Source organism: Flavobacterium mesophilum (assembly GCF_039581405.1).
Taxonomy (GTDB): domain Bacteria; phylum Bacteroidota; class Bacteroidia; order Flavobacteriales; family Flavobacteriaceae; genus Flavobacterium.
Genome location: NZ_JBCPXZ010000003.1, coordinates 129,025 through 151,342, shown reverse-complemented (window position 1 = coordinate 151,342; position 22,318 = coordinate 129,025). Strand labels below are relative to the sequence as shown.

Sequence of the window (22,318 nt, the reverse complement as noted above, 5' to 3'; positions counted from 1 at the left end):
CTTTTTTAAATTTAGAAGTATGAATATAGCATTTTAAAAATTTGTTTTTTGCAAAACTTCAACAAAAGTTAAAAATCAATAGTAAAGAAAATTCTTCTTAAAACGACACAAAAAATATTTTATATTTACTACAATATAACTATGATTTGTTAGTTATGGTTTTAACAGTCAAATGTTAAAATGTTCTCTGATTTTTTAAATTTTGTAACCCATTAACTCTAAATAAAAGTGAAAGCAAAAGGATTAGTTTTCGTGTTTTTTGTGTTTTTTATTTTTCAATCTTGCGGCAGAAAATCAGCAGCCGATTTTAATTCTGATTTTTCATTATTTAAAGAGTATATAGTCAGTTTCACGGGAGGAATAGTCTCGTCGGAATCTGATATAAGGGTGGTTTTGGCTTTTGATAAAAAAGAATGGAAAGCCAATCAAGAATTAGACAGCGATTTATTTGATATTTCGCCAAGCGTTGACGGAAAAGTGGTGGCACTTTCACCAAATACAATTGCATTTATTCCAGAAAAAAAGTTGAAACCCGGCACCGAATATCAGGTGACTTTGAAATTGGATAAATTGATTACACTCCCAAAAGAGAAAGAAAAGACACTTTCCGAATTCAATTTTACTGTCAAAACCATTAAGCAGGATTTTACGATTAATACGGCAGATATTCAGTCGTACAGCAAGGAATATCAATATTTGAACTGTGTTTTGAAAACAGCTGATAATATTGATATTGAAACGGCAAAAAAGTTAGTTGAAGCCAAACAAAAAGGGAATAATCTTAAAATTAAGTTTGATAACAGTCCAGCTTCGGGCAAGGAATTTCATTTTATCATTGATAGCATTCAGCGTTTTTCTGAAGTTTCAAATCTGGAAATTTTATATGATGGAAGCGATTTTGATATTGAACAAAAAGGGCAAATCGATTTTCCGATTACCAATATAAATGAGTTTAAAATTGTAAAAGTTGAAGTCCCAGAGGGAAGCAATCAATCGGTTTTGATAAATTTTTCTGAACCGTTAGAAAAAGGACAAGATTTTAAAGGTTTGGTTTCGATTCAGAATACTAATAATCTAAAATTTTCTACTGATGGAAATTTGTTGAAAGTGTATTTTAATAATGAAAAAGAAGCTCCTGCCAAAAAAGAAGAAGTTATTCCGGTTGAAGAAACGGCAGTTTCACTTGTAGATTCAACTGTGGCTATAGTTGATAGTGCTGCGGCGGTAGTTTCGGAGCCAGTTGAAGTGGTTCAAGAGGAAGAAGCTGAACCGGAACCAGAACAAATTACGGTTGGTGATTTATTGATAGAAGTTTTTCAAGGAATTGAAAGCCAGTATGGCAAAAAAATGGATGCAAATTATTCGGAGAAAATTTCTTTTGATCAAATAAAACCAAGCGTTCGTTTTATTAAAAACGGAACAATTCTGCCAAGTTCAAACAATTTGAAATTGAATTTTGAAGCCGTAAACTTAAAAGCTGTTGATGTAAAGGTTTATAAAATTTATAAAAATAATATTCTGCAGTTTTTGCAATACAACGAATTGAATGGAGGCCAAAATCTCAAGAAGGTCGCCCAGCCTGTCGCAAAAACAACGCTAAATTTGGTTGAAAGCAAATTAACGAATCCAAGTAAATGGAATACTTTTGCATTGGATTTATCCAAAATTATAAAACCAGAACCAGGAGCAATTTATAGAGTTGAATTTGAATACAAAAAGAAATATTCGCTTTATAAATGTGAAACATCCGATGGCGATCAAGACGAAAGTGAAGACGAGGAAGAAGTTGATGAAAATGATGTAAACTATAGCGGAAACTCGTACGACGACTACTATTATGATGATTATGAGTGGAGAGAAAGCCAAGATCCTTGCTCGAATTCCTATTTTTATAATGCAAAAATTGCGACCAATATTTTAGCTTCAGATTTAGGAGTTATTGCCAAAAGAGGAGAAAATAAATCGTATTTATTTGCCGTAAATAATATCGTTACGACAGAACCAGTTTCGAATGCGAGAGTTGATTTGTATAATTTCCAACAACAAAAAATTGCTACAGAAGCGACAAGCAGTGAAGGTGTCGCGTCTTTTCAATTGAATAAATTCGCCTATTTTGCAATTGTTACTTTAGGCGATCAATCGACCTATGTGAAATTAGATGACGGACTTTCATTGTCGGTAAGTAATTTTGACGTTGCGGGTGAGACTTTACAAAAAGGCTTAAAAGGATTTATTTACGGAGAAAGAGGTGTTTGGCGTCCGGGGGATAATTTGTATTTGTCATTTATTTTGAATGATGTGGCAAATAAACTTCCGAAATCACATCCGATTAAATTCAGATTAAACGATCCAAACGGAAAAACGGTTTATCAAACAGTTCAGAAAACAAACGAACTGAATCATTATGCTTTTACAGTTCCAACAAATCAAGATGCGCCAACAGGAAACTGGGAAGCGATGGTAAGCGTTGGAGGCGCAAAATTTTATAAAAGTATCAAGATTGAAACGATAAAACCTAATCGTTTAAAAATCAAAAATAAATTTACAAGAACGACACTTTCATCATCGTATCCAAATACAGATAATTTAGAAGTGACTTGGCTTCATGGCGCAATTGCGAAGAATTTGAATGTTGAAATGCAAGCCAAATTTTCGCAACAAACGACAACTTTTAAAGGTTTTGAAAAATATACGTTTGATGATTTAGTTCGTCAATTCAGCACAGAGGAGATTAATGTTTTCTCAGGGAAATTAAATGAAAGCGGAAAAGCTTCTCTGAATATTCAGCCTAAATTACAAGGTCAGGCGCCTGGTATGTTGCGCGCTTCGTTTATTACAAAAGTATATGAAGAAGGTGGAGATTTTAGTACTGATGTTGTGGCAACGACGTATTCTCCATATAAAACATATGTCGGAATCAAATCGCCTGAGCTTAATAAATACAACATGCTTGAAACCAGAACAGATAATCGTTTTGATATTGTTACGGTTGATGAAAATGGAAGACCAAAATCGGTAAGAAATTTGGAAGTAAAAGTATTTAAAGTAGATTGGCGTTGGTGGTGGGATTCTTCAAGCGATAATTTGTCAAATTACAATTCTTCTAACGCAACGACTTCGTATAAAACATTTATAGTAAATACAGATTCAAGCGGAAAAGGAAGCATTCATTTTGCATTAACCGATGAAGAGTGGGGACGTTATTTGATTCGTGTTTCGGATGGTACAGACGGTCATGCAACAGCTCTGACCGTAAATATTGACTGGCCAATTTGGTCTGGAAAAACAAGAAACAGAGATGCTTCAACCGCAAATATGTTGGTGTTTTCTACCGACAAGAAAAATTATGCTGTTGGAGAAAAAGCACAGATTTCTTTCCCTTCAAGCGAAGGCGGACGCGCGTTGATTTCAATAGAAAACGGCTCAAAAGTAGTGCAAACGCTTTGGGCAAAAACCAAAAATGGAGAAACCAAAGTTGAGGTTCCAATTACGGGAGCAATGGCGCCAAACGTGTATTTCAATATAACATTATTGCAACCTCATGCTTCAACCAAAAACGATTCGCCAATTCGTATGTACGGAATCGTGCCAATTGAAGTGGTAGATAAAAACACCATTTTGGCACCAACTCTTACTATGCCAGATGTATTAAAACCTGAACAAGCTTTCACAGTAAAAGTAGGTGAAAAATCAGGAAAAGAAATGACCTACACCATTGCAGTTGTTGATGAAGGACTTTTGGATTTAACTCGTTTTAAAACTCCAAATGCTTGGGACAGTTTTTATGTTCGTGAAGCTTTAGGCGTAAAGACGTGGGACGTTTATGATGATGTAATTGGCGCTTATGGCGGAAAAATAAATCAGATTTTCAGTATTGGAGGTGATCAGGATTTAGGAGGCGGAAAAGCTAAAAAAGCAAACCGATTTAAACCAGTTGTATTATACTATGGGCCATTTAAATTAGAAAAAGGACAAACTAAATCGCATCAATTAAAATTGCCAAAATACATTGGTTCAGTTCGAACAATGGTCGTAGCAGGTGATGCTAATACAAGCGCTTACGGAAGTGTTGAAAAGGCAACTCCAGTTAAAAGTCCATTGATGGTTTTGGCTTCGTTGCCGAGAAAAATTTCGCCTTCAGAAAAAGTAACGCTCCCAATAACAGTATTTGCAACTGAAAATAAAATCAAAAATGTTTCAATTCAGGTAAAAACCAGCAACGGACTGAAAGTAATGGGAAGTGCGGTTCAAACATTGAATTTTGCACAGCCAGACGAGAAAATGGCGTATTTTAATTTGGTTGTCGGATCTGCGACCGGAATTGCAAAAGTTCAGGTAATTGCAACATCAGGAAGTGAGAAGTCAGTTTATGATGTTGAAATTGATATGACCAATCCGAATCCAGTTACGAGTACTTTTACAGATGTTGTTTTGACTCCAAATAGTTCAAAAACAATTTCATGGAAAACATTCGGAATTGCAGGAAGCAACAAAGCGAGATTAGAAGTTTCGTCAATGCCGTCTATGAACTTAAATGGAAGAATGCAATTCTTGATTCAATATCCTCATGGATGTGTAGAGCAAACGACTTCGTCGGTTTTCCCGCAATTGTATTTAGGTGATGTGGCTGATATTGATGCGAAACGCAAAAGCCTGATTCAGAAAAATGTGACGGCAGGAATTGCAAGATTGGGCAATTTCCAATTATCAAATGGAGGTCTGCCTTACTGGCAAGGAAATGCAATTGCAGATGATTGGGGAACTTCTTATGCAGGACATTTCTTGATTGAAGCAGAGAAAAAAGGATATGTATTGCCAATTAATTTCAAATCGAAATGGCTTTCCTATCAACAAAAAGAAGCGAAGCAATGGCGTTTTGAACCGAAATACGGAAATGATTTAGCTCAGGCATATCGTCTATATACTTTGGCTTTAGCCGGAAATGCAGATTTATCGTCAATGAATCGATTAAGAGAAACAAAAGGTATTTCAAATGAAAGTATGCTTCGTTTGGCGGCGGCTTATGTTTTAGCAGGTCAAAAATCGGCAGGACAAAGTTTATTCTTAAAGACAAGTATTGACGGAAGTTCAGACGGCTACAGCTATTACTATTATGGCTCAAGCGAAAGAAATAGAGCAATGGCTTTGGAAACGATGCTTCTTTTGGATCAAAAGCAAAAAGCCTTTGTGACAGCAACGAAATTGGCTAAAGAAATGTCGGCTAATCAATGGATGAGCACGCAGACAACGGCTTATTGTTTGTATGCGATGTCGAAATTTGCAGTGAGCAACGGTCCAAGAGGAATCAATATTCAGTTTAGTAAAAATGGAAAAGGAGAAACCATAAACACAGGAAAATCTGTTGCAGATCGCAGTTTGTCTGTTGCTTCTGGAACAAACAGTATTACGCTGAAAAACAATAAAGCGAATACAGTCTATGTTCGTGTATTAAATACTGGAATTTTGCCAATCGGACAAGAAAATGCAGTTCAAAGCGATGTTACGGCTTCTATTGTTTTCAAAAACAGAAAAGGAAGCGTAATCAATGTTTCAAAAATCAATCAAGGAACTGAATTCGTGGCTGAGGTTACCATTAAAAACCAAAGAGGAGAAAGTGTTCAAAACGTAGCTCTATCGCAAATTCTACCTTCAGGATTCGAAATTGTGAACACGCGTTTCACCGATTATGGAGATGCAGTAAACAACATTGCAGATTATATTGATATCCGCGACGACAGAACGAATTTCTATTTCGGAATGAAAGCCAGAGAAACCAAAGTTTTCCGTATTCTGCTGAACGCATCGTATTTAGGAAATTATTACCTGCCAGGATTACAATGTGAAGCGATGTACGATAATACATTCTTAGCAAGAACAAAAGGATTTTGGGTTGAGGTTGTGAAATAATTTAATGGATCACTGATTTTACGGATTAAACAGGTTCGCACGGATTTTTTAAAATTATGCTGCGTAAATCCGTTTAATCCGTAAAATCTGTGAGATCTGCGAGAGAAAAAACTTTGCGAACTTAGTGTTTTACTTAGCGCATTTGCGGTTAAAAAAAAACAAGCATTGAAAAATAAATTAAAGGCGTTTCTTCAACGCATTGTAAATTGGATAAAAAAGAATAAAATAAAATCAGCAATTGCATTTCTGCTCTTGCTGATTTACTATTTTTCGATACCTCGAACATTATTCCAAGAACCATATTCAACCGTAATAGAAAGCAAAGAAGGAGAATTGCTCGGCGCTAAAATTGCTCGTGACGGACAATGGCGTTTTCCGGCACAAGACAGCGTTCCGGATAAGTTCAAGAAATGCATTGTTTATTTTGAAGATGAATATTTCTATAAACATCCGGGCTTTAATCCCGGCGCAATGGTTAATGCTTTTAAACAAAATAGAAAAGCTGGCAAAGTGGTTCGAGGAGGAAGTACGCTAACGCAACAAGTAATTCGATTATCTCGAAAAGGGAAGAACAGAACCTATTTCGAAAAAATAATAGAAATTATTCTTGCGACAAGATTAGAATTAGGGTATTCTAAAAATGAAATTCTTGAAATGTATGCAGCGCACGCGCCATTTGGAGGGAACGTTGTAGGATTAGAAATGGCTTCATGGCGTTATTTTGGAGTTCAATCAAATCAGCTTTCATGGGCAGAAAATGCTGTTTTAGCTGTCTTGCCGAATGCGCCAAGTTTAATTTATCCAGGAAAAAATCAAATTAAGCTATTAAATAAACGTAACCGACTTTTATTAAAACTCCATCAGGAAGGTATAATCGACAAGCAGACGTACGAACTTTCGATAGAAGAGCCATTGCCACAAAAACCGTATGATTTACCTCAAATCGCACCGCATTTGCTTCAGAGAGTGGCTAAAAACGAAGAAGGAACAAGAGTTAAAACCACAATTGATTACGCACTACAAAACAGAGTCAATCAAATTGCGAGATATTACTACAATCAATACAAACAGAATGAAGTTCATAATCTGGCGATTTTGGTCATTGATGTTCAGAGCAGGAATGTAATGAGTTATGTTGGAAATTCTCCAGCAGATTCAGACCATCAAAAGGATGTAGATATTATTGATGCACCAAGAAGTACTGGAAGTATCTTAAAACCACTTTTGTACGGAGCAATGCTTGATGATGGCGAATTACTGCCGAATACTTTAGTTGCTGACATTCCAACGCAAATTTCGGGTTATACACCGCAAAACTTTAATCTTACTTTTGACGGAGCTGTTACTGCACATCGTGCGTTGTCACGTTCGTTAAATATCCCTGCCGTTTTAATGTTGCAGGATTTTAGCGTAAATAAATTTTATGAAGAACTGCAGAAATTCAAATTAAGAAATATTAATAAAACACCCGACCACTATGGTTTATCATTGATTTTAGGGGGGGCAGAAAGTAATTTGTGGGATTTATGCCGAACGTATGCTAATCTGTCTTCTACGGTCAATTATTACACTAAAAATAAAGGACAATATAGAACCAACGAATTCACAGAACTGAATTATAAAAACGATTTTAAACCCGATTTTGGTTCAGAAACCAATCAAAAGAATATTTTGGGTGCAGGATCAATTTGGCTGACTTATAACGCAATGGAAGAAGTCAACAGGCCAGAAGGAGACGAAGCTTGGAAGTTTTACGACAGTTCGCTTAAAATCGCTTGGAAAACCGGTACCAGTTTCGGAAACAGAGATGCGTGGGCGATTGGCACCAATTCTCGATATGTAGTTGGGGTTTGGGTTGGAAATGCAACAGGCGAGGGAAGACCAACTCTAACGGGAGTTACCAGCGCCGCGCCAATTTTATTTGATGTTTTTAATTTATTGCCAAGACAAAGATGGTTTGATACACCATATAATGATTTGGCTGAGGTTGAGGTTTGCCGATTAAGCGGTTATCTAGCAAAAGATAATTGTCCAAAAATCAAACAATGGGTTCCTAAAAAAGGGAAATCGACCAAGGTTTGTCCGTATCATAGAACCGTTCATTTAGACAAAACGGAGCAGTTTCAGGTTAATAGCAGTTGTGAAAGTGTAGATAATATTGTAACTAAAAATTGGTTTGTACTGCCTCCTGTAATGGCATGGTATTATAAAAGCCAGCATATTGAATATCTGCCGTTACCACCGTTTAAAGAAGGCTGCGAAGGAACACAAACCACAACAATGGATTTTATTTATCCAAAAGCAAATAGCAAAATCTATTTAACGAAGGATTTTAACAGCAACGTACAGCCTGTTATTTTAAAAGTAGCTTATTCTGAAAGAGATAAAGAGTTATTCTGGTATGTTGATGATGTGTACAAAGCTACAACCAAAACGTTTCATGAATTACCAATCACTCCAACAACCGGAACGCATTATATTACAGTCGTTGATGCTTCTGGAAATGAAATTAGGAGAAAAATTGAAATAGTTCGTGAATAATTTTTCCGCCACGAATTCACGAATTGATTTTATAATTCGTGAATTCGTGGCGGAAAAAAAATAAAAAAGGCACAAAAAAACCGCCAATCTTTCGAAAGGCGGTTTTTGTTTTTATTCTGAAATAACATTTCCTTTTTTGTCGTAGAAATGGTATTCTAAGTACGTGTAAGCGTCACGAGGTATGATTTTCACCCATTTCTTATGTTCAAAAAACCATTTTGAACGTAATGATGGAAAACCTTTGCTGAGGTATGCAGCCACAAATGGGTGTGTATTAAGCACAACCTTATTGTGGGTTTTTAAAAGTCTTTCTAAATCAGCGGTGATCTTATCAATGATCAAAATTGGAGCTTCAATTTCGCCATTGTGTTTGTTAGGATCTTCCTCTCTGGTTTTGATATTCACTTCTGGTCTTACGCGCTGTCTTGTAATTTGGACCAAACCAAACTTACTCGGCGGTAATATTTTATGCTTTGCTTTATCGTCGCTCATTTCTTCTCGCAAGAAGTCGAACAAAACTTTCCTGTTTTCTGGATTAGACATATCGATAAAATCAACTACGATTATGCCGCCCATATCACGAAGACGAAGTTGTCTTGCGATTTCTGCTGCGGCAATCATATTTACTTCCATGGCTGTATCTTCCTGGTTGGTTGCTTTGTTTGAACGGTTCCCGCTATTGACGTCTATAACGTGCAATGCTTCAGTGTGTTCAATGATAAGATAAGCACCTTTACTCATGGAAACAGTTCGGCCAAAAGAAGTTTTGATTTGTCTCTCTATATTGTATTTCTCAAAAATCGGAGTGTCATTTGATTGATAAAACTTGACAATTGATTGTTTTGAAGGCGCAATTTCTTGCAGATATTCCTTCGTTTGATGGTACAACTCTTCATCATCTATTTGAATACCGCTGAAGGTATCGTTGAATACATCTCTTAATATTGAAGAAGCTCTATTGAGCTCTCCTAATACTTTTGATGGATGATGAGCAGTTGGTAATTTTTTACACATTGCAGACCATCTGCCAAGCAGGTTCTGCAAATCTTTTTCTAATTCGGCTACGTTTTTGCCTTCGGCTACTGTACGAACAATAACACCAAATCCTTTAGGTTTGATCGATAGAACAAGTTTTTTTAGACGATCCTTTTCTTTTTTATCTTCTATTTTTTGAGAAATAGAAACACGATCAGAAAAAGGAACTAGAACGATAAATCTTCCGGCAAGAGAAAGCTCAGCACTTATTCTTGGTCCTTTGGTCGATATAGGTTCTTTAACTACTTGAACTAAGACAGATTGATTGGCACTTAAAATATCAGTAATGATGCCATCTTTGTCAATCTCTTTTTCAAACTGAAAGGTTTTTAGGGAGAAATCTTTTAATTTACCTGCGCTTACAAGTTTTATGAATTTCAGCTGAGAAGCTAGATTTGGACCCAAATCATGATAATGTAAAAAGGCATCTTTTTCAAAGCCTACATTTACAAAAGCGGCATTAAGTCCAGCAACTGGTTTTCTGATTTTGGCAATAAAAATATCACCAACCTGAAAGTTGCTTTTCTCTTCTTCTTTGTGTAATTCAATTAGTTTTCCATCTTTTAATAAGGCAAAATCTACTGCTTCAGAACTAGATCTAATGATTAATTCTTTATTCACACTGTAAATTTTTATCTGTTTTTTCAGAAAATAGAAAAAAGAGAAAAGAAATAGACTTATAAAAATCTAAAATCTGGAATCTAAAATCTAAAATCTTATCTACAGATGGATTAAACAATTATTTTAACAGGTATTAACCCGGAGGGAAAAGTTAAATCTCAATTTTTAATTCCAAATTCCAATCGAACCGTTTTATTGGCTTCTTAATTTTTGGATTTTGGATTTTATTTTTTGGAATTTTTGAAATTTCCCAAATTTCAATGAACGTTTAAAAAGAAAAAAGTAGTTTAAAACTACTTTTTCTTTTTGTGGCGGTTAGCTCTCGCTCTTTTTTTACGTTTGTGAGTAGCTACCTTATGTCTCTTTCTTTTTTTACCACTTGGCATATCGTGTCAGATTTTATGTTAATTAATAGTATTATTTTGCTTCGTTGTTCGTTTTTACTCCTTCTACAAAAACTTTTGCAGGTTTAAACGCAGGGATGTTGTGTGCTGGAATTTTGATAGTAGTATTTTTAGAAATATTTCTACCAGTTTTTTCAGCTCTTGTTTTAACGATAAAGCTTCCGAAACCTCTTAGGTAAACATTGTCTCCTGTTTCTAATGAAGTTTTAACTTCTTCCATAAAAGTTTCTACTGTTGCTTGAACATCTCCTTTTTCAAGACCTAGTTTCTCTGAAATTTTCGCTACGATATCTGCTTTCGTCATTTTCTTTCCTATTTTATTTTATAAATGATGTACTATTTTTTTGAGTTTGCAAATATAGGAATTAAAAAAATAATTAATCAAGCTAAATCGTTAAATTTTAATTACATAAACATTTACTTTTGTTTTCTAAGTATTTTCAGATGGATTTTTATAACATATTGATAAATTGGTATTTACAAAATAAACGCGATTTGCCGTGGCGTAAAACAGCCGATCCGTACGTGATTTGGCTCTCAGAAATAATGCTTCAGCAGACTAGAGTCGCGCAAGGAATGCCTTACTTTTTTGCATTTACGAAGGAATTTCCTACCGTTTTTGATTTGGCAAATGCCTCAGAAGAGCAAGTTTTGAAACTTTGGCAGGGATTAGGATACTATTCTCGTGCTCGAAATTTGCATAAAACGGCTCAATATGTTGCAAATGAGCTAAACGGTGTTTTTCCTGAAAACTATAAAAGTTTATTAAAATTAAAAGGCGTAGGGGAATATACTGCTGCCGCAATTGCTTCTTTCTCTTATAATGAGGCAGTTCCGGTTGTTGATGGAAATGTCTTTCGAGTGCTTTCGCGCTATTTTGATATTGAATCGGATATTGCCTTGCCAGCCACAAAAAAAGAATTTGCTGAATTGGCTTTTGAATTAATGCCAAAAGACAATCCTGCGATCTTTAATCAAGCTATAATGGAATTTGGTGCTTTGCAGTGCGTACCTAAGAGTCCGAATTGTTTGGTATGTGATTTTAATACAAGTTGTGCGGCTTTACAGAAAAAGAAAGTTTCAGTTTTGCCTGTCAAATCAAAAAAGACTAAAGTGACGAATCGCTTCTTTAATTACTTGGTTTTAGAAGATGCTTTGGGAAATACTTTAATTCAAAAAAGAACCGAAAAGGGAATTTGGCATAATTTATATGAATTTCCGCTATTGGAAACTGATGATATTGTGGGTTTTGAAGTGATTTCCAAAGCCGTTCAAAATGATATTTTTTCGTCCTATACTATTATAGGTATAGAAGAATGTGCTGAAACTGCTGTTTTGCACAAACTTTCGCATCAACATCTTCATATTCAGTTCTGGAAGGTCAGAATTAGTGAAGTAATTGAGAATGGTTTGAGTTACAGTGAGTTAAAAAATAATCCGTTTCCAATTGTGATATATAATTTTATTGAAAAGCAAGAATTAAATTGCTAAAAAAATGTATCTTTGGGAGAAATACTACCAAAAACTATGAACGGAACACTAAATAAAGTTATGCTAATTGGCCATTTAGGCGATGATGTAAAGATGCATTATTTTGACGGAGGGAATTGCATCGGGCGGTTTCAATTGGCTACAAATGAAGTTTATATTAATAAAACCACCAATGAAAAAATAACTTCAACAGAGTGGCATAATCTAGTTGTGCGCAATAAAGCTGCCGAAATTTGCGAGAAATATTTATCCAAAGGAGATAAAATTTATGTCGAAGGCCGAATTAAATCGCGCCAATGGCAAGCAGAAGATGGCACCACAAAATATACTACAGAAATTCAGGTGACGGAGTTTACTTTCTTGACTACCAAAAAAGAAACCGGAAATCATAAGCCAAATCAAGAGCAGGAATCAGCAAAAAATGCTACCTTTGATGCATCTAATGAAGGTTTGCCTATAAACGACTTGCCTTTTTGATTGTTTAACTAATCTTTTTTAATTTGGACCCAGAGCCCAGTTTACTTTTATCTACTACTTTAGACATCAATTTAATTATTGGTTTTGTCGGAATATTTATTTTGCTGTTTTTATCAGCGATTGTTTCTGGTGCCGAAGTTGCGCTTTTTTCATTATCACAAAAAGATATCGATGAAACTTTGCACGAAAACCTTTCCAAAGGAAAAATCATTTCCAACCTTTTGGATAAACCTAAAAAATTGCTTGCAACGCTTTTAGTTGCGAATAATTTTCTAAATATCGGTGTTGTTATTCTGTTCTCTTTTATTGGTCGAGATATATTTTCACATATTACTTCACCCGCTTTTAAATTCTTTTTAGAAGTTGTTCTAGTTACTTTTCTGATTTTATTATTTGCTGAAGTTTTGCCGAAAGTTTATGCGAGCCGAAACAATATAAAATTCGCTAAACGTGTTGCTTATCCTATTGCTTTTTTAGACAAATTACTTTCACCTATAAGTTTGCCAATGCGTGCTGTTACCTTATATTTGCAACGTAAATTGGGAAAACAGAAGAATAATTTTTCAATAAATCAAATTTCGCAAGCATTAGAACTGACAGATTCTGAAGGTACATCGACTGAAGAACAGAAAATTCTGGAAGGAATTGTCTCTTTCGGAAATACAGATACAAAGCAAGTTATGAGTCCGAGGATTGATGTTTTTGCTTTGGAAATTTCAGAAACATTTGCAGAAATTTATCCGAAAATTATTGAAAGTGGTTTTTCGAGAATTCCGATTTATAGAGATAATATAGATCAAATTGAAGGTGTTTTGTTCGTAAAAGATTTACTGCCTCATATTGATAAAGAGGAATTTGATTGGACAGCCTTGATGCGAGAAGCGTTTTTTGTTCCTGAGAATAAAAAATTGGACAATTTATTAAAGGATTTCCAAAGTCTTAAAAGCCATTTGGCGATTGTGGTTGATGAATATGGTGGCACTTCTGGATTAGTTTCTTTAGAAGATGTAATTGAAGAAATAGTAGGGGATATCAGCGATGAGTTTGATGATGAAAATGTGAATTTCTCGCAGATAGATGAAAAGAATTTTCTTTTTGAAGGAAAAATAAATCTGAAAGATTTTTACAGAATAGTGGATGTGGATGAAGATGTTTTTGACACGCGAAAAGGCGAAGCCGAAACATTAGCCGGATTTATTCTGGAAATCTTAGGGAATTTCCCGAAAAAAGATCAAAAAATAGCTTTTGAAAATTGCGTTTTTACCATAGAAACAGTAGATAAAAAGCGTGTAAAACAAATAAAAGTAACGATAGATTAAAATGTTAAAAAAGATAATTTCAACGGCAGTAATTTTACTGACTCTAACTTTGGTAAGCTGTAAAGATGATGTTTTGCCAAAACCGGCAAGTTTTCTGCGTTTGGATTATCCGGAAGCAAAATACGTTCATTTTGAAAATAATTGTCCGTTTGCTTTTGATATGAATGAAACGGCAATCATTAAAGGCGAAAAAGATTGTGGTTTTTCAATTACCTATCCAAAAATGAAAGCTACGATTTATTTGACATATAAACCTGTTCACGGAGACATCAATAAATTGCTGAAAGATGCTCAAAAACTTACGTACGAGCACGTAATTAAAGCCGATGATATTCTAGAACAACCCTATTTAAATGCTGAAAGAAAGGTTTATGGAATGTTTTATCAAGTGGATGGAAATGCCGCTACAAACTCACAATTTTACGTTACAGATAGTACAAAACACTTTATAACAGGCTCAATGTATTTTTATGCAAAACCTAATTTTGATTCAGTTATGCCGGCAGCTAGTTATATTAAAAACGACATGCAAAGGTTAATGGAAACTTTGAAGTGGAAATAAATAAAAAAGGAATCTATTTTAGATTCCTTTTTTATTTGTATCCTTGTGTTCGTGGGCTAGCAAAGGATTATATTATTTAATTTAAAAATCTTATGCAATTAAAAATAAATTTTTTTAGTCAACTTAAAATGTTGACTGATTTTATTGTTATGTCTGTTATATGTTCAATTGCAATTTTGGGAATAGTGGAAGCATGTGAGCCTAATGTTGTTCCTTTTTTTCTGATACCTTATTCTTTATTGTTTTTTTTTCCGCCAATTATTCTTCATTTAAATTATTTTGAAAAAAATAAGAATATAATTTTTGAAATAAGAAAAAATGAAATTGTAAAAATTAAAAATAAAGAGATTTTAGAAGTGAGGAATAACGACATAAAAGAAATTGTTTTTTTTACTTCTTTTACAAGAAATACAGGTACTTCTCGGTTAACATACAGTTCCTATTATTATGCGAAAATTGAACTTTTAGATGGAAATTATTTTGTGATTACTTCTTTGGTTTCTAGTAAGATAGATGAGATGTTAAAAGAGAATATGAATGACGTTAAAATAAAGACAGAAAAAGTTTTTTATCCTATGATTTAATTTTAATTCTATTTGTGACAAGGCAATAATTAAAAAATGGCGTTACGTTAGCCCAGATTTTGCAATTTGTGCTAACGATCAGTAGATCTGCGCGATCGGATGTAGTATAATAGCCAAATTACGCAGACTAAAATTAGAAAAGTATAAAATCCTTTGGTCTGATTTCCATTAAAGAACAATTTGCTTATGATCCAAATAGTGCCTTTGAAGATTATTTCATTCATAAAATAAATAAATAATAATCCTGCAATTGCATAAATAAATATTTTGCCAATTTTTCTCATTTATAATAGGGTCTGTCTTAGAGATTTTCGATTAAAAGCATTTTGCTTATGCATTTGCCCAACTTCTCAGTTAGTAGCTTGGCATAAGACAGATGTTGTTTAACACCCACCTTGACCTTTTATTTTTATAATTTGCTTAAATTTATTTTTCTGTACTATTTCTAATGTTCCTTTAAAATCGCAAGATTCATCTTTTTGATTATACAATTCAAAATTTATTATTGTTTTGAAATCATTTCCAATGAAGACGTCGATAAATTTTTTTTCTGAAATCTGTTTACTTTCGATAGTGTCTTTTTTTAAATAGACCTCTTTGCCATTTATTTTAATTATTGCAAAATCGGTTATATTAGAAACGAATATATCTTTGGGTAATGATTTGTTTAGAGAGTCATATCCAAAAACTATAACTACATCCATCAATAGTGTCAGGAATTGCTTCAAAATAGTCTAGATTGATTTTTTCAGAATTCGTTAAGCTTTCAGTAGGTTTTATAACTGTATCAGTAGAATTTTCTTTTTTACAAGAAAAAAGACAAATAGAAAAAATTACAATCAATATTGTGTTTTTCATGATTTAATAAGATATCAAATTAGTTTCTAAAAGTTCAGGCTAAAGAGAGAGGGTGTATTTTTTTTCTGCTTAAAAAGTATAATTTGCTGAAACGTCTAATTTTTTTAAAAAATACAATTTCATTGATAGGTTTGTCTGCGAACAACAAGTTTTCCTTGATAATAGCTATGTAATTATTGTTTTTATTGTCAATTACGAGGTATAATTCGTAAAATGTTTCGGGGGCATAAATAATTCCTTCTTTATCTAATTTTGAAAAATTATATGATTGATCATTTTTAAATAAAATTAGTTTGAATAAATTATTTGAATTTATTGCTTTTTTTAATTGCGATAAAATTTTCTCATTCTCGATTTCATTAATTGATTTAAGATAGTAAATCTGCTTAATGTTTTTCTCTGCGATATTCTCTTTGATGAAAAAACGAATTTTATTTAAGTTTTTATTTCTATTGTAAAATTCTAAATCGGTCATAACTAATTTCAATTTTGAAAATAAAGGTAATAAAAAAGGCACCTAAGATAAGTGCCATTTTTGTGTTAGAATTCTAATTTAAGACTTAAATTTCGAAACCTTATATGTTTTTCCGTCTCCAGTTCCTTGAACAACTGTTGTCAAAGAATTTTCATTTTGAATCGTTTTGTCAAAAGTTACAGTGGCTGTTTTTTTGTCGAAATCCACTGTGGCTTTTTCTACACCGTCAAGATTTGATAATTCTTTTTCTATTGTTTTAGCGCATCCCATCGCGCAAGTCATTCCTTCGATTTCAAAACTTGCTGTCTGTACATTTTCAGGAGCAATTGCTTTGTGTTCTTTGGCAACTATTTCTTCTTTTTTGAAATTAGCTAGATTTTTATCTTCTTCTTTTTTACAGCTTACCAAAACCAAACCAGCGATGGCAAGTGATGCTATTATTTTAGTGAATTTCATATATGTAGTTTTAAATTGTCAATATGTTTGTTGCAAAATTAATAAAAACCGAGAGGTCAGTCCGCAAAATTATTACAAATTTGCAGTAAAATACAATTTATGGACACAAAACAGTTAAAGTGGATATACTTGGCGATTCTTTCCTTGATCTGGGGAAGTTCCTTTATTTTGATAAAAAAAGGATTAGTTGGTCTAACTGCGATTCAAGTTGGTTCTTTCCGAATTATTTTCGCAGCGCTGTTTCTATTGATTGTAGGATTTAAAAGCCTGAAAAAAATCTCCCACCGTCAGTGGAAATATGTCGCCATTACTTCGCTTTTCGGAACTTTTATGCCGGCTTATCTTTTTGCAATTGCAGAAACGCAGGTAAATAGTTCTATTGTCGCTATTTTGAATTCGCTAACGCCTTTAAATACTTTGATTTTAGGAATTATAGCATTTGGGATTCAGTTTCAAAAGCGACAAGTTTTAGGGGTTTTTGTAGGGCTTGTGGGATGTTTGCTTTTAGTTTTGAATGGTGATTCGACGAGTGGCACTCAGAATTACATCTATGTTTTGTTGGTTGTTATTGCGACTTTAAGTTATGCCATCAATGTAAATTTAATCAAGAAATATTTGCACGATCTCAATTCAGTTAGTATTACGACAGGAAATTTTACGGTTTTATTTTTGCCTGCTTTGATTATTTTGAGCACAACCGATATTAGTTCTAAAATTCAGTTAGTAGAAACACAGCATTCCATATTTTTTGTAATGATTCTAGGTGTTTTGGGAACTGGAATTGCGAATATTTTGTTCTTCAAATTAATCCAAATGTCTTCTCCAGTATTTGCGACATCAGTAACGTATTTGATTCCGATAGTGGCTTTTTTCTGGGGATTATTAGACAATGAATTTCTAACGCCAATTCAGTTTTTTGGAGCGTTTGTCATTTTGATTGGCGTTTATCTTTCGGCTAAGAAATAAAAAAAGCTTTGTCAAAGTTTCAAACTTTGACAAAGCCTATGGATAAAAAACTTAGCATCTTAGTAGCTTAGTCCCTTAGTATCTTTCTATAAAAAATCTGCATCAGAAACGCCTTCGTTTATTTTAATGTCAGACATTTTGATGTCCAATTCAAAACCAACATTCTGAACTAGATTAAAAGGAACTTTCACGCCTTTTACTTCTTTGTAATCATTGAAATTGGTGATTTGCGTCATCGATTTTCCGCCTTGTTCGCGAACTTTAGATTCTGCAACTTTTAATCCAGATTTAATATCGTAGAAATACGTTGTTTTTCCGTCCTTAATCGCATAAGCGTCGCTTCCGTTGATTGGTTCAATACCGTCAACTTTCAAGTCGGTTCTTTTTACCAATTGTAATTCCTCAAATGGAGCTGCATTAGCTTTCATGTCTTTTAGGTCATCGCCTTCTAGATTTTTGCGTTGTCCTTGTTGTTCAATATAAGCGCCTTTTTCATTCACAACCTGTTTCATCAAATTCATAGTTCCCATTGAAAGTGAAACCAACATTTTTCCTTTAGAATCTAATTTTGAAGTAAAAGTCAATGGAGTAGGAGCTTGTGGAATTGTCGTGCTTCCGTTCATGAAAAGTGTTTTTACAGAAGTAACGGCTTTTTCACCTCCAATTGCTTTGATGTAATTTTCAAAAACTGTTTTCGCAGTAACACTTGCAGGAGCTTCTTTTTTGGTGGCTGGTTTTTCAACTGGATTTCCATATTTGTCGAAATAGTAAATCGGAATTTGAGTTTTTTCCAAGCCAGCAATCACGTCAGATCCTTTTCCAGCAATAACAATTCGCATATTGTCAAGCAAGAAATATTTGTTTGCTACACGGTAAATGTCATCAGCGGTTACATTGTTTATGGTCTGAATGTATTTTTCGTAGAAATCAGCAGGAAGTTTTTCTGTTTCAATGTTCAAAGCATAACGTGCAACAGCTTGTGGTTTCTCAACTTGCATTACAAAACGGCCGATATATCCCGCTTTTACATTTTTCAAAACATCATCAGATACTTTTTCCGTTCTGATTCTTTTGATTTCTTTGATAAATTGAACAACTGCACTATCTGTGACTGTATTTCGAACGGCAGATGAAGCTTTGAATTTTGTTACATATTTTCCGCTTCCAATGCTTGAATTTGCACCATATGTCCACGCGTGTTGTTCACGCAAATTCATGTTCAAGTAACTGTTGAAATCCCCTCCTAAAATTTGATTTGCAATTACCGCAGGGAAAAAATCAGGATCGCTCATTCTTAAATTCACGGTGTTTACCAATGAAATTTCAGACTGAACTGCATTTGGAACATCTACAAAATCAATTTGAAGTTTAGATGCATTTTCTGGATTCGGATACGTGTTTTTTGGAGCCGCTTGTTTTTTCCATCCGCCAAAAAGCTTTTCAACTGCTGGTTTTACATCTTTGAATTTTACATCTCCAATGATTACTAAATAAGCATTTTCAGGAACGAAATACGTGTTGTAATTTGCTTGAACATCAGCAAGTGTTACATTTTTTACTGTTTCTTCAGAAAGATATTCTCCTGATGGGTGATTTTTGCCAAAAGCCAAAACATCAACGACACGATTGGCGATTGCAGGAACGCTTTTTTCCTCTGCTTTTAAGCCTTCAAGTAGTTTTGCTTTTTCTTTGTCAAATTCAGTTTGAGTGAAATTTGGCTGTAAAGCACCTTCTGCCAAAAGTTCTAAAACGCGTCCAGAATATTTAGAAAGCGAGCTTGCAAAAGCGCCTTGCGAAGTAAAATTGATGTTTGCGCCATAAAAATCAATTTCTTCGTTAAAAGCTTCTTTGGTTGTTTTTTTGGTTCCGTTTCCAATTAAGCTGCTCGTTAAATCATCAACACCTTTTTTATTTCCTTCGGTAAAAGGAGCATTGTCTAGTGTCAAATTGAAGCTAACTCTTGGTAATTTATGGTTTTCAACAACTAAAACTTTCATGCCGTTTGCCAACACAAAAGTTTGTGGCTTTTTAATGTTGACTACTGGGGCGTTTCCTGGTTTTGGTTGTGGACGATCTTGTGCTATCATAATTCCGCTTAGGAAAAAAAGGATTAAAAAAAGATATATTTTTTTCATGATTCGATACTTCTTAGTTTTGTGATTTTGCAGTTGGAATGTAATCTAAAATCAAACGTTGGTTCGGATTTAAATATTTCTTCGCAACTTCTCGGATTTCTTCTCTGGTAATAGAATGGTAGATATCAATTTCAGTATTGATCAAATTTACATCTCCATAAAGCAAGTAATAAGAAGCAAGATTTTCTGCAATTCCTTCTACGCTTGAATTGGCGTTCACAAAATTATTATCGAATTTATTCTGTAATTTCTCGTAATCTTTCTCGGAAATCAAATCGGTTTGGATTTTTACGATTTCTTCATCCATTTCTTTTAGAATGTCTGCTGTGGTGTTTGGGGCCATTGGCAAGCCATATAAAATATAGGTTCCGTAATCTTCTTGACTAAAACCAACTGCACCAATTTGAAGTGCCATTTTTTTGTCGTCAACTATTTTTTTGTAAAGTTTAGAGCTTTTTCCGTCACTTAAGTACGAAGAAATTAAATCTAAAACTCTCGCATCTCTGGTTTTCATCGAAGGCGTTCTGTAGGCAGCAACAACCATCGGAATTTGGATATTTGGATCTTCGTAGGTTGCTTTTATAGTTTGTGTTATTGGTTCTTCCGTAAAAGTCTGTTTTTTCAGCACTTCGCCTTTCGGAATTGGTCCAAAATATTTCTGAACCCATTCTTTAGTTTTTGTTTTGTCGAAATCTCCAGCAACTACTAAAACTGCATTGTTCGGGGTATAGAATTTTTTATTAAATGCCTGAAATTCCTCAAGAGTTGCGGCATCCAAATCCTTCATAGATCCAATAGTTGTCCAGCGATACGGATGGTTTTTGAAAATATTCTTTTTGACCTCTGGAAGAATATTTCCGTATGGCTGATTGTCATAACGCATTCTTTTTTCTTCTTTTACAACTTCATTTTGCGTATCAACTCCAATCTTATTGATAATAGGATGCATCAATCTTTCAGATTCCATCCATAAACCTAATTCTAAATTGTTTGATGGAAAAACTTCATAATAATACGTTCTGTCGTCAGAAGTATTGGCGTTGTTTACGCCTCCGTTTGCCGTAACGATTTTCATCCATTCGCCACGTTTTATGTTTTGAGTACCTTCAAATAATAAATGTTCGAAGAAATGTGCAAAACCAGTTCGGTCAGGGCGCTCGTCTTTTGAGCCAACATGATACATAACAGAAGTAATAACCACAGGCGCCGATGGATCGTTATGCAGAATTACATGCATTCCGTTGTCCAAATTATATTCTTCAAAAGCCACCTTTTGAGCATGAGCTACTCCGCCAAGCATTAGTGCTGCACTTAACATCATTATCGAATTTTTCATATAAGATTAATAAATTTATGATACCTAAAAATAAATAGGTAGCTAAAAGTTGATTATAGTTACTTCAAAAATAGTATTTTTTACGTAGTATTTGAAGATTTATGCATTTATCACTTGTAATTAACAGAAAATTACTTATGTTTTTGATTTTAAAATTGTTTAAAAGACTTGGAAAACAGCGATTAAACATGAAAAAAATATTTTTGCTTTTAGGGATTGCGTAGTAAATTATTAGTTGTATATTTGCAACCTTAAAAATCAATAAATCAATTTGATATGTATGCAATCGTAGAGATAGCAGGGCAACAATTTAAAGTAAGCAAAGACTTAAAGGTTTATGTTCACCGTTTAGCTAACGAAGAAGGTTCAAAAGTTTCTTTTGACAAAGTTCTTTTGTTAGATGACAATGGAAATGTAACTTTAGGCGCCCCAGCTATAGAAGGTGCTTCAGTAGAAGCTAAAGTGTTACAACACTTAAAAGGTGATAAAGTTATCGTTTTCAAAAAGAAAAGGAGAAAAGGATACAAAAAAAGAAATGGTCACAGACAATATCTTACTCAAATTGTAATTGAAGGTATTACTGCAGCAGGAGGAACTAAAAAAGCAGCAGCTAAAAAAGCGGTTGTAGCTGAAGAAGCAGCAACTGAAGAAGTTGAAGCTCCAAAAGCAAAAAAAGCAGCTCCAAAAGCAAAAAAAGAGACTACTAAAGAATAATAACAATATTTAAACTCATACGTCATGGCTCACAAGAAAGGTGTCGGTAGTTCGAAGAATGGTAGAGAATCAGAATCAAAACGTCTAGGCGTTAAGATTTATGGTGGTCAAGCTGCTATTGCTGGTAACATCATCGTTAGACAAAGAGGTTCTAAACACAATCCAGGTGAAAATGTTTACATCAGTAAAGATCACACACTACACGCAAGAGTAGCTGGAGTTGTTAAGTTCCAAAAGAAAAGAGATAACAAATCTTATGTTTCTATTATCCCATTCGAGGCATAATAATCACAAAAGATTACTTTTTATAAAAAACCCGTTCATTATTGAACGGGTTTTTTGTTTTCTACATATTCCGGAGAATGTCATTGCTAGGAACGAAGCAAGTAGTTCCGTGCAGTATGTTTTTGATTTTCTGTTGTGCTTCTTAGTTTGTC

17 protein-coding genes are annotated in these 22,318 nt (G+C 34.0%); 10 read left to right on the top strand and 7 right to left on the bottom strand.

Going from position 1 to position 22,318, the window contains the following annotated elements:
• Positions 1 to 228 precede the first annotated feature (228 nt).
• Both AAYQ19_RS09605 and pbpC read left to right on the top strand, forming a co-directional pair.
• The gene (locus AAYQ19_RS09605) at positions 229 to 5,907 is read left to right on the top strand and encodes an alpha-2-macroglobulin family protein (RefSeq protein ID WP_343536007.1); all 5,679 of its coding nucleotides are present in this window, start codon (positions 229 to 231) and stop codon (positions 5,905 to 5,907) included.
• Between the two features lie 165 nt (positions 5,908 to 6,072).
• Entirely contained in the window at positions 6,073 to 8,448 is a 2,376-nt protein-coding gene (gene pbpC / locus AAYQ19_RS09600) for a penicillin-binding protein 1C (RefSeq protein ID WP_343536006.1), read from the top strand.
• A gap of 111 nt (positions 8,449 to 8,559) precedes the next feature.
• Here the strand turns inward: pbpC and AAYQ19_RS09595 are convergent, their stop codons facing one another.
• A complete protein-coding gene (locus tag AAYQ19_RS09595) occupies positions 8,560 to 10,104 on the bottom strand; it encodes an Rne/Rng family ribonuclease (protein WP_248729267.1) in 1,545 nt (514 codons plus the stop codon).
• A gap of 417 nt (positions 10,105 to 10,521) precedes the next feature.
• Positions 10,522 to 10,812: an HU family DNA-binding protein gene (locus AAYQ19_RS09590; protein WP_007805026.1), complete on the bottom strand. Its 291-nt coding sequence runs from the start codon at positions 10,810 to 10,812 to the stop codon at positions 10,522 to 10,524.
• A gap of 140 nt (positions 10,813 to 10,952) precedes the next feature.
• Here AAYQ19_RS09590 and mutY point away from each other — a divergent pair, with 140 nt between their 5' ends.
• The 5 genes from mutY (at position 10,953) to AAYQ19_RS09565 (ending at position 14,941) form a co-directional block, all read left to right on the top strand.
• Positions 10,953 to 11,999, top strand: coding sequence for an A/G-specific adenine glycosylase (mutY, locus tag AAYQ19_RS09585; RefSeq protein WP_343536005.1), 1,047 nt, complete (start codon positions 10,953 to 10,955; stop codon positions 11,997 to 11,999).
• Between the two features lie 36 nt (positions 12,000 to 12,035).
• Entirely contained in the window at positions 12,036 to 12,476 is a 441-nt protein-coding gene (locus AAYQ19_RS09580; protein ID WP_343536004.1) for a single-stranded DNA-binding protein, read from the top strand.
• 23 nt (positions 12,477 to 12,499) lie between these two features.
• Positions 12,500 to 13,795: a gliding motility-associated protein GldE gene (locus tag AAYQ19_RS09575; protein WP_343536003.1), complete on the top strand. Its 1,296-nt coding sequence runs from the start codon at positions 12,500 to 12,502 to the stop codon at positions 13,793 to 13,795.
• A 1-nt stretch (position 13,796) separates the two neighbouring features.
• Entirely contained in the window at positions 13,797 to 14,357 is a 561-nt protein-coding gene (gldD, locus tag AAYQ19_RS09570) for a gliding motility lipoprotein GldD (protein ID WP_343536002.1), read from the top strand.
• 92 nt (positions 14,358 to 14,449) lie between these two features.
• On the top strand, positions 14,450 to 14,941 hold the full coding sequence (locus AAYQ19_RS09565; protein WP_343536001.1) for a PH domain-containing protein: 492 nt from the start codon (positions 14,450 to 14,452) through the stop codon (positions 14,939 to 14,941).
• 383 nt (positions 14,942 to 15,324) lie between these two features.
• Here AAYQ19_RS09565 and AAYQ19_RS09560 read toward each other — a convergent pair whose 3' ends face one another.
• The 3 genes from AAYQ19_RS09560 to AAYQ19_RS09550 form a co-directional block, all read right to left on the bottom strand.
• A complete protein-coding gene (locus AAYQ19_RS09560; RefSeq protein ID WP_343536000.1) occupies positions 15,325 to 15,645 on the bottom strand; it encodes a hypothetical protein in 321 nt (106 codons plus the stop codon).
• The gene (locus AAYQ19_RS09555; protein ID WP_343535999.1) at positions 15,617 to 15,799 is read right to left on the bottom strand and encodes a hypothetical protein; all 183 of its coding nucleotides are present in this window, start codon (positions 15,797 to 15,799) and stop codon (positions 15,617 to 15,619) included. The genes AAYQ19_RS09560 and AAYQ19_RS09555 overlap by 29 nt, the downstream gene beginning before the upstream one ends.
• A gap of 553 nt (positions 15,800 to 16,352) precedes the next feature.
• Positions 16,353 to 16,730 (bottom strand): heavy-metal-associated domain-containing protein, encoded by a 378-nt coding sequence (locus AAYQ19_RS09550; protein ID WP_343535998.1) that lies wholly within the window; start codon positions 16,728 to 16,730, stop codon positions 16,353 to 16,355.
• 99 nt (positions 16,731 to 16,829) lie between these two features.
• Between AAYQ19_RS09550 and AAYQ19_RS09545 the strand changes: the two genes are divergently transcribed.
• Positions 16,830 to 17,696, top strand: coding sequence for a DMT family transporter (locus tag AAYQ19_RS09545; RefSeq protein WP_343535997.1), 867 nt, complete (start codon positions 16,830 to 16,832; stop codon positions 17,694 to 17,696).
• 86 nt (positions 17,697 to 17,782) lie between these two features.
• On the opposite strand, the gene AAYQ19_RS09540 is transcribed toward AAYQ19_RS09545, so the two are convergent.
• Together AAYQ19_RS09540 and AAYQ19_RS09535 are read right to left on the bottom strand one after the other, a co-directional pair.
• Positions 17,783 to 19,831, bottom strand: coding sequence for an insulinase family protein (locus AAYQ19_RS09540; RefSeq protein WP_343535996.1), 2,049 nt, complete (start codon positions 19,829 to 19,831; stop codon positions 17,783 to 17,785).
• A gap of 13 nt (positions 19,832 to 19,844) precedes the next feature.
• Positions 19,845 to 21,167 carry a M16 family metallopeptidase gene (locus tag AAYQ19_RS09535; RefSeq protein WP_343535995.1) on the bottom strand — a complete coding sequence of 441 codons (1,323 nt, stop codon included), beginning with the start codon at positions 21,165 to 21,167 and terminating at the stop codon, positions 19,845 to 19,847.
• 276 nt (positions 21,168 to 21,443) lie between these two features.
• On the opposite strand from AAYQ19_RS09535, the gene rplU reads away from it, so the two are divergent.
• Complete coding sequence (rplU, locus tag AAYQ19_RS09530; RefSeq protein WP_026728576.1) at positions 21,444 to 21,881, top strand: 50S ribosomal protein L21; 438 nt, start codon at positions 21,444 to 21,446, stop codon at positions 21,879 to 21,881.
• Positions 21,882 to 21,905: 24 nt separating this feature from the next.
• Positions 21,906 to 22,166, top strand: coding sequence for a 50S ribosomal protein L27 (rpmA, locus tag AAYQ19_RS09525; RefSeq protein WP_012023622.1), 261 nt, complete (start codon positions 21,906 to 21,908; stop codon positions 22,164 to 22,166).
• Positions 22,167 to 22,318 lie beyond the last annotated feature (152 nt).